The sequence below is a fragment of the Moraxella caprae DSM 19149 genome (genome assembly GCF_000426885.1).
In the GTDB taxonomy this organism is placed as follows: domain Bacteria; phylum Pseudomonadota; class Gammaproteobacteria; order Pseudomonadales; family Moraxellaceae; genus Moraxella; species Moraxella caprae.
Genome location: NZ_KE384586.1, coordinates 1 through 7,085, shown reverse-complemented (window position 1 = coordinate 7,085; position 7,085 = coordinate 1). Strand labels below are relative to the sequence as shown.

The window sequence follows — 7,085 nt, the reverse complement described above, 5'->3', positions numbered from 1 at the left end:
ATTTTTCAATTTTTCAATTTTTCAATTTTTCAATTTTTCAATTTTTCAATTTTTGAAAAGATTATCAGCGGATTTGGCAGGCTGTCAAGTATTTTTTAAGGTGTTTACCGCCATACCTGTACTTAAAAACACTTGACCGCTTAGTGCTGTGATGACAGGGGTGTGCATGAGAGCGTCCATAACGGGCCCTTTGATTTCGGTAAAGTGTAATTGCTTGTCGTCCATGATGAGCGTGCGGTTAAAGTCGGCAAGCATTTCTTGGGCGGACAAATCCACGTGATTGACCGCCGTCATGATGATGACAATGTGGCGAGCGGTAGGATACTCACGGCAGATGTCATCTAGGGCGGTGCGGACGGTGGCGACATTGCCAAAATATAGGCTCTCATCAATGCGAATGAGTATCATGTTATCAAAGGTCTGTACATCATGGCGATGAATGTTCCGAAAATGCTCGCTACCCTCAACCTGCCCCACAACCGCCATATGCACACGGTGCGAGCGATAGATGATGAGTGCAAAGCTGACCAGTAGCCCTATGATAAGCCCGATGTTCAGCCCAAAGCCCACGCACGCCACAAAAGTCATGGCAAGGGTTAGGGCTTCGCTTTTGTCTTGGGCGTGGGCGACCCTAAAACTTGCCACATCAATCATGGCAATGGCAGACGTGATGATGACGGCAGAGAGCACCGCATAGGGTAGCCCCGTGATGAATTGCCCCAAAAATAACGCAATAATCAGCACGCCTATGGCACAGACCATGGACGATAGGGGTGTGTTCGCTCCGAGTGCGACATTCATGCTGGTGCGAGAGATACCGCCTGAGACGGCAAATCCGCCAAAGAGCGAACTTGCGATGTTGGCAAGTCCCAGCCCCTTTAACTCATGGTTGGGAGCAAATGGCTCATGGCGAATGCGTGCCAGATTGCCCGCCACACTGGCACTGGATATAAAGGCGATGAGTGCGATGAGCAGAGCAGACGGCAGTAACGTGATGATGATGTCTAGGCTCACCATAGGTAAGGCAGGCGGAGGCAGATGTGTCGGCAAGGGGGCGAGCGTGGCAATGCCGAGATTGGCAAAGTCATACTGCCGAGCGATGATGATACTTACGCCAACGAGTACCACGATAAAAAAGCGAGCGATGTGAGCATGGGCGGACTTAGGCAGTAGGCGATACAGCACGCCGTGCATGAGTGTGGGGCGGTAGCGGTTCATGAAGAGCAGTCCCAACGCCCCCAGTCCCAACATGGCGGTGGGTGCATGAAACAGTCGCTCTTGCCCTGCCATCTTGCCCATCATGTCAATGAGTCCATCGCCTGATAAGGGCGTGCCGATGAGATGTTTTAACTGCCCCAAAATAATCAGCACAGACGCCCCACTGATAAAGCCACTTGCCACACCACGACTGACAAACTGCATAATCCAGCCCAAACGTATCACATGGGCGAGCATGAGTAGCACCCCAACCATCAAGGCAAGCGTTACCGCCATCGCCTGATACTGCAAGCTCCCCAACGCATAGGACGACAACGCCCCCGACGTCATGATGGCGGTAATGGCAACAGGCCCGACGGCATTGACCGAGCTTGACCCAACATAGGCATACACCATCGTTGGCACGATGGCACTGTATAGCCCCATGACAGGCGGTAGCCCTGCCAGCAGTGCATAACCCAAACTTTGGGGAATGACCAGCACCGCCATCATCAGCCCTGTGCTAAGCTCAGACAAGGCACGCTTTGGCTCTGCCAATAAGGGGGCGAGCCATGTGGGGATTATATTAAAAGCAGGTCGTTTGGTAAATGCCATGTCGGTACTTGTCTGTTATCTTGTTTAGTGAGCCTTCTCCCAATTCTCCCCCACACCAATCTCCACAACAAGTGGCACGGCAAAATCCACGTCCCAGCCTAAGCTTTTTGCGGTATCGGTCAGCACGTTTTGCATGGCAGTTTTGATAAGCTCGCCTATCTCGTCCGCCTTATCGCTATCGACTTCAAATACCAATTCATCATGCACTTGTAGCAAAAGTTTGGCATGGTCTTTGGGTAGGATTTTATCCACGGCTATCATGGCAAGTTTGATGATTTCGGCGGCAGAGCCTTGTAGTGGGGCGTTAATGCTTGCCCGCTCCGCCCCCTGTCTTATCATGGCGTTTGATGAGTTGATGTCGGGAGCGTAGAGCTTACGTCCCAAAATGGTAGTAACATAACCTGTTGATTTGGCGTAACTTTTGGTATTTTCCATGTAGTCATGTATGGCAGGATAGCGGGCAAAATACCGCTTGATATAGTCCTTTGCCACGCCATTTTCTACGCCAAGCTGTTTGGCAAGCCCAAACACACCCATACCGTATAGTAGCCCAAAATTCACCGCCTTTGCTGAACGTCTCTCGTTTGGCGTTACGTCTGATAGCTCCTTACCCATAATCTCGGCAGCGGTGGCGGTGTGAATGTCTAGGTTGTTTTTAAAGGCATTAATCAAACTCTCATCGCCACTAAAATGAGCCATGAGCCGCAGCTCAATCTGCGAATAATCCGCCGCCATAATCACACGCCCTGTCGGTGCGATAAAGGCCTCACGAATGAGTCGCCCTGTGTCGGTGCGAATGGGGATATTTTGTAGGTTGGGGTCTGATGACGACAGTCGCCCTGTACTCGTCAAGGCTTGGTGGTAGCTGGTATGCACTCGCCCCTGTTTGTCAGCAACTTTGGCAAGAGCGTCCGTATAGGTGCTTTTGAGCTTGGATAGACTTCTATGTTCTAGCACCACGTCCACAAGCGGGTGGTCAATCTTGGCAAGGGTCGCCTCAGACGTGGAATATTGCCCTGTTTTGGTTTTTTTACCGCCTGATATGCCTAATTTATCAAACAAAATCTCGCCAAGCTGTTTGGGGCTTGCCACGTTAAAGCTCTCACCCGCCAACTCAAACGCCTTTTGTTCTAACTGACTGATTTGATTGTCAAAAGCAAGCGATAATTTACCCAAAAATTCGGTCTTTATCAAAATGCCGTCATGCTCCATTTGGGCTAAGATTTGAGCGGTAGGGATTTCTAATTTGTGCAAAAGGCTATTGGCATTAGTATCTTTTTGTAAATACTCGTCAAACACACTAAACAATCGATACGTAATGTCCGCATCTTCACACGCATAATCGCTTGCCTTATCCATGTCCACTTTATCAAAGCTAAGCTGTTTTACTCCTTTACCTGCCACGTCTTCAAAGGTAGTGGTATTTACGCCCAGATAGTGTTTTGCCAAATCATCCATGTTATGCCGTGTCGCTACGCCGTTTATGACATAGCTGGCTAACATGGTATCCATATGCCAATTATTTAGCTCAATGCCATATTTTTTAAAAACATGACTGTCGTATTTAATGTGCTGTCCGATTTTGCCGATACTCTGATTTTCTAAAATGAGTTTTAACTCATTTAAAACAAAGTCCCTATCTAATTGATTATCAAGCAAAATATCAAAATCGCCCGTATGCCCCACAGGGATATAATAGCCTTCATAAGTAGCGGTGGCGATAGATACCCCAACCAACTCTGCCTTTTGCCAATCAATACTGGTGGTCTCGGTATCAATGGCAAAATAAGGCACACTCTTTAATTTATCAATAAGCTTATGAAATTCATCAAGGCTATTTATGGTTTTATAAGTACCTTGTTTAATGGGTAAGGGTTTAACGGTTAATTCATCGCTGTTATCAGCCAAATTATCATCAAAAGGATTGTTTAATTCATTATCGGCATTGTCATTATTAAATAAATCATCAGTAATAGGCAACTCCGCCATTTTTAATAATGTCAACTGCTCCGCCATTTCTTTTTTAAATTCTAATGTCTTAAATAACTCATATAACGCTTTGGCACGTTTTATTTGTGTCTCTTTATTGTTGTCCAATTTTAATTCGTCAAATGAAATGGGTAATTCTAAATTGGTAACAATCGTGGCAAGGGTGCGATTTGGAGGGATTTCGCCTTGATGTTCGGCGATTTTTTGCCCAACCATCCCTTTAATGTTTGCCAAATTTGCCAAAATGCCGTCAATGTCTCCATATTCGGTAAGTAGCTTGCTTGCCGTCTTCGCCCCAACCTTAGGAATGCCTGCAATGCCGTCCGATGAGTCGCCCATGAGCGTGAGATAATCGGCGATTTGGGTGTTGTGTACGCCAAATTTGTCAAATACGCCCTGTACGTCCGTGATTTTGTCCTTAAAGCTGTCTTCCAAAATCACACAGTCATTAACCAGCTGTGCCATGTCCTTGTCGCCTGTGGAGATGACAACAGGGTAGCCCTGCATACAGGCGTTACGGGCAAGCGTGCCGATGATGTCGTCCGCTTCAAAACCGTCAATTTTGATGAGGGAAATGCCTAATTTTTCAATCATCTCATGAATATACGGAATCTGCACTCGCAAATCATCGTCCATCGGCGGACGATGAGCCTTATAAGCGTCCGATAATTCGTGGCGAAAGGTGGGGGCTTTGGTATCAAAAGCGACCGCCATGTGGGTGGGCTTGTATTTTTTGATGAGCTTGCCCAAGGCATTTAGCACGCCACGAGTGGCATTGGTGGGCAAGCCGTCTTGGTTGGATAAAGGGGGCATGCCGTGAAAACAGCGAAACAGATAATACGAGCCGTCCACGAGAATGACAGGTGGTTTGGATTTATCAATGGCGGACGTGTCAAAAGTGGCAAGGTTGGGGATGTCGGTGTAGGTCATGATTTTAATAACTTTTTTGATATAAAATTTGAACTATTATACCCAAAAAAGGAAAATTAGGGAAAATTTCCCCATAAAAAAGCCCTGATGCTCAGGGCTTAGGTTTACCGTTTAGTCATATTCGGTGCATTCCACGTCTTCATCACGGCAAAACATCTCATGGTGCTTGGCTCGGCATTGTTTGAGTACATCTAGGCGAGCCTTGCCACGACTGGTGTTTTCGGCGCGGTAAGTTTCGGTAAAGGCTTTGACTTTGCAGACATGAACACTGTCTTTATTTTCTTTGACAAGCACAGGCACGCCCACAGGTACAGGCACGACAACCGCCCCTGTATTTGGTGCATCAATGGGCGCAACACAGGCGGACAAAGTTAAAACAGATAAGATAAGAGCAGGGGTAAAAAATGATTTCATGGTGAACTCCCATTAAAAAAACAAAACACAATAATTAAGTAAATCAAAGAGTGCGTATTGTACAAGGCGTAACTGTCATGAGTTTAAGCAATTTGTAACAAATTGTAAAATTTTCTACCACGTTTGATGAATGACTATGATTAAGGAATTTGTGCAAATAGATTTTTTTAAAATAAGATAGCAAGCCAAAAGAAAAAGCACCCAAATATGAGTGCTTTTCGTGGCGAAATACCGATTAGTATTTACGCACGGTGCGTGCTTGTTCACGCCATACTTTTTTCTTATAACGCTTGACCGCAGCGGCTTTTTTGCGCTTACGCTCTTGGGTTGGTTTTTCGTAAAATTCTTTTTTACGTACGTCAGCCAGAACGCCTGCTTTTTCGCAAGCACGTTTGAAGCGACGAATCGCAATATCAACAGGTTCGTTTTCTTTGACCTTTACTAAGGGCATGGTTTACTCCGATTATCAAGACAACTAAGACATCAATTTGGCTGTATATTATAATTAGCTGGTACGGTCTTGGCGTAGGCATCAGCTCAAATTGGAACAAGGTGTTTTTTACAAAACCTGCCGATTATAGCAGATACTAGCCACAAAAACAAGCTTTTATGCCCCAGACTTTATCTTTTTAAACACCACCACCAACGCCACAACCAGACAGCCTGCGATAAAGCCCACCACGCCATTATAAATGGTCTCGGTCAGACCGCCAAACATGCCCGACAAGTGCGACAAATGCTCGGCTTGATGATGTAGTATATCCACGCCATGCACCAAAATACCGCCACCAACCAAGAACATGGCAAGCGTACCTGCGATAGACAAAAACTTCATGAGTTTGGGGGCAAAGGCAAGGAGCAGGTTACCCATTTTTTGTTTGGCAGGGTCAGACTGTGCCGCCCAATGCATACCCACATCGTCCATTTTGACAATCATCGCCACCAGTCCGTACACCCCCACTGTCATCAAAATGGCAATGGCAGATAGTGCTAAGGCTTTGGTCATAAAGGTCGTCGCTGTCATTACCCCAAGCGAGATAACCACAATCTCTGCCGACAAAATAAAGTCGGTGCGAATCGCTCCTTTGATTTTGTCCTGCTCCAACGCCACCAAATCCTCATCGTTGGCGTTGGCTTCTAGACGTGCCTGATGAGCATCTTCATCGTCTAAGTCATGGGGCAAGAGCTTGGGGGCGAATTTATGAATGACCTTCTCCGAGCCTTCATAGCACAAAAACAGCCCACCAATCATAAGTAAAGGCGTGATGAGCCACGCCGCCACCGCACTGATGGCAAGAGCTGCTGGCACAAGGATACATTTATTGATAAATGACCCCTTTGCCACCGCCCACACCACCGCAAGCTCACGGTCGGCACGCACGCCTGTTACTTGCTGGGCGTTTAATGCCAAATCATCACCCAACACACCTGCCGTCTTTTTGGCGGCGACCTTTGTTAATATTGACACGTCATCTAGCAAGGTTGCAATGTCATCTAGTAGTATCAGCAAACTGCCTGCCATAGTTACCCTATTGCCTGTCTTAATAAAAAGCGTAGTTTAGCATAAGCCGTCAAACTTTCCTTAGTGATTTTGTAGTCTTGTGGTATTTTTTGACTGACAAAACAAAATACTGATTTTCTTTTTTCAATCTTAAATCATCAAACTAACTGCAACACCTTTTGATAATAGACCTCATAAGGTGTTCGCCAATTTAAACATTTTCTAGGTCGCAGATTGAGTTTTGCGACCTTTGTTTGTATGTATTGATTGTCCCACTGGTTAGTATCAGACCCTTTGGGGAAATATTCTCTTAATAACCCATTGGTGTTTTCATTACTTCCTCTTTGCCAAGGCTGTCTTGGTGGTGGAAAGTAGATGGTTGCTTTTAAGTGGTCTGTTATTTCTTGATGTTTGGCAAATTCTTTCCCTCTATCTGGTG

6 protein-coding genes are annotated in these 7,085 nt (G+C 46.1%); all 6 read right to left on the bottom strand.

All coding sequences use genetic code 11. From position 1 onward, the window contains the following. Positions 1-84 precede the first annotated feature (84 nt). The gene (locus tag K941_RS0113870) at positions 85-1,812 is read right to left on the bottom strand and encodes a SulP family inorganic anion transporter (protein WP_029104048.1); all 1,728 of its coding nucleotides are present in this window, start codon (positions 1,810-1,812) and stop codon (positions 85-87) included. Between the two features lie 24 nt (positions 1,813-1,836). Beyond that, positions 1,837-4,731 (bottom strand): DNA polymerase I, encoded by a 2,895-nt coding sequence (polA, locus tag K941_RS0113865; protein WP_029104047.1) that lies wholly within the window; start codon positions 4,729-4,731, stop codon positions 1,837-1,839. 111 nt (positions 4,732-4,842) lie between these two features. Then, positions 4,843-5,145 (bottom strand): hypothetical protein, encoded by a 303-nt coding sequence (locus K941_RS0113860; protein WP_029104046.1) that lies wholly within the window; start codon positions 5,143-5,145, stop codon positions 4,843-4,845. 235 nt (positions 5,146-5,380) lie between these two features. Then, positions 5,381-5,596: a 30S ribosomal protein S21 gene (gene rpsU, locus K941_RS0113855; RefSeq protein WP_029104045.1), complete on the bottom strand. Its 216-nt coding sequence runs from the start codon at positions 5,594-5,596 to the stop codon at positions 5,381-5,383. Between the two features lie 156 nt (positions 5,597-5,752). Next, positions 5,753-6,667 (bottom strand): DUF808 domain-containing protein, encoded by a 915-nt coding sequence (locus K941_RS0113850; RefSeq protein WP_029104044.1) that lies wholly within the window; start codon positions 6,665-6,667, stop codon positions 5,753-5,755. A gap of 137 nt (positions 6,668-6,804) precedes the next feature. After that, positions 6,805-7,085: IS30 family transposase (locus tag K941_RS0113845; protein WP_029104043.1), on the bottom strand; the 281-nt coding region annotated here is incomplete at its 5' end.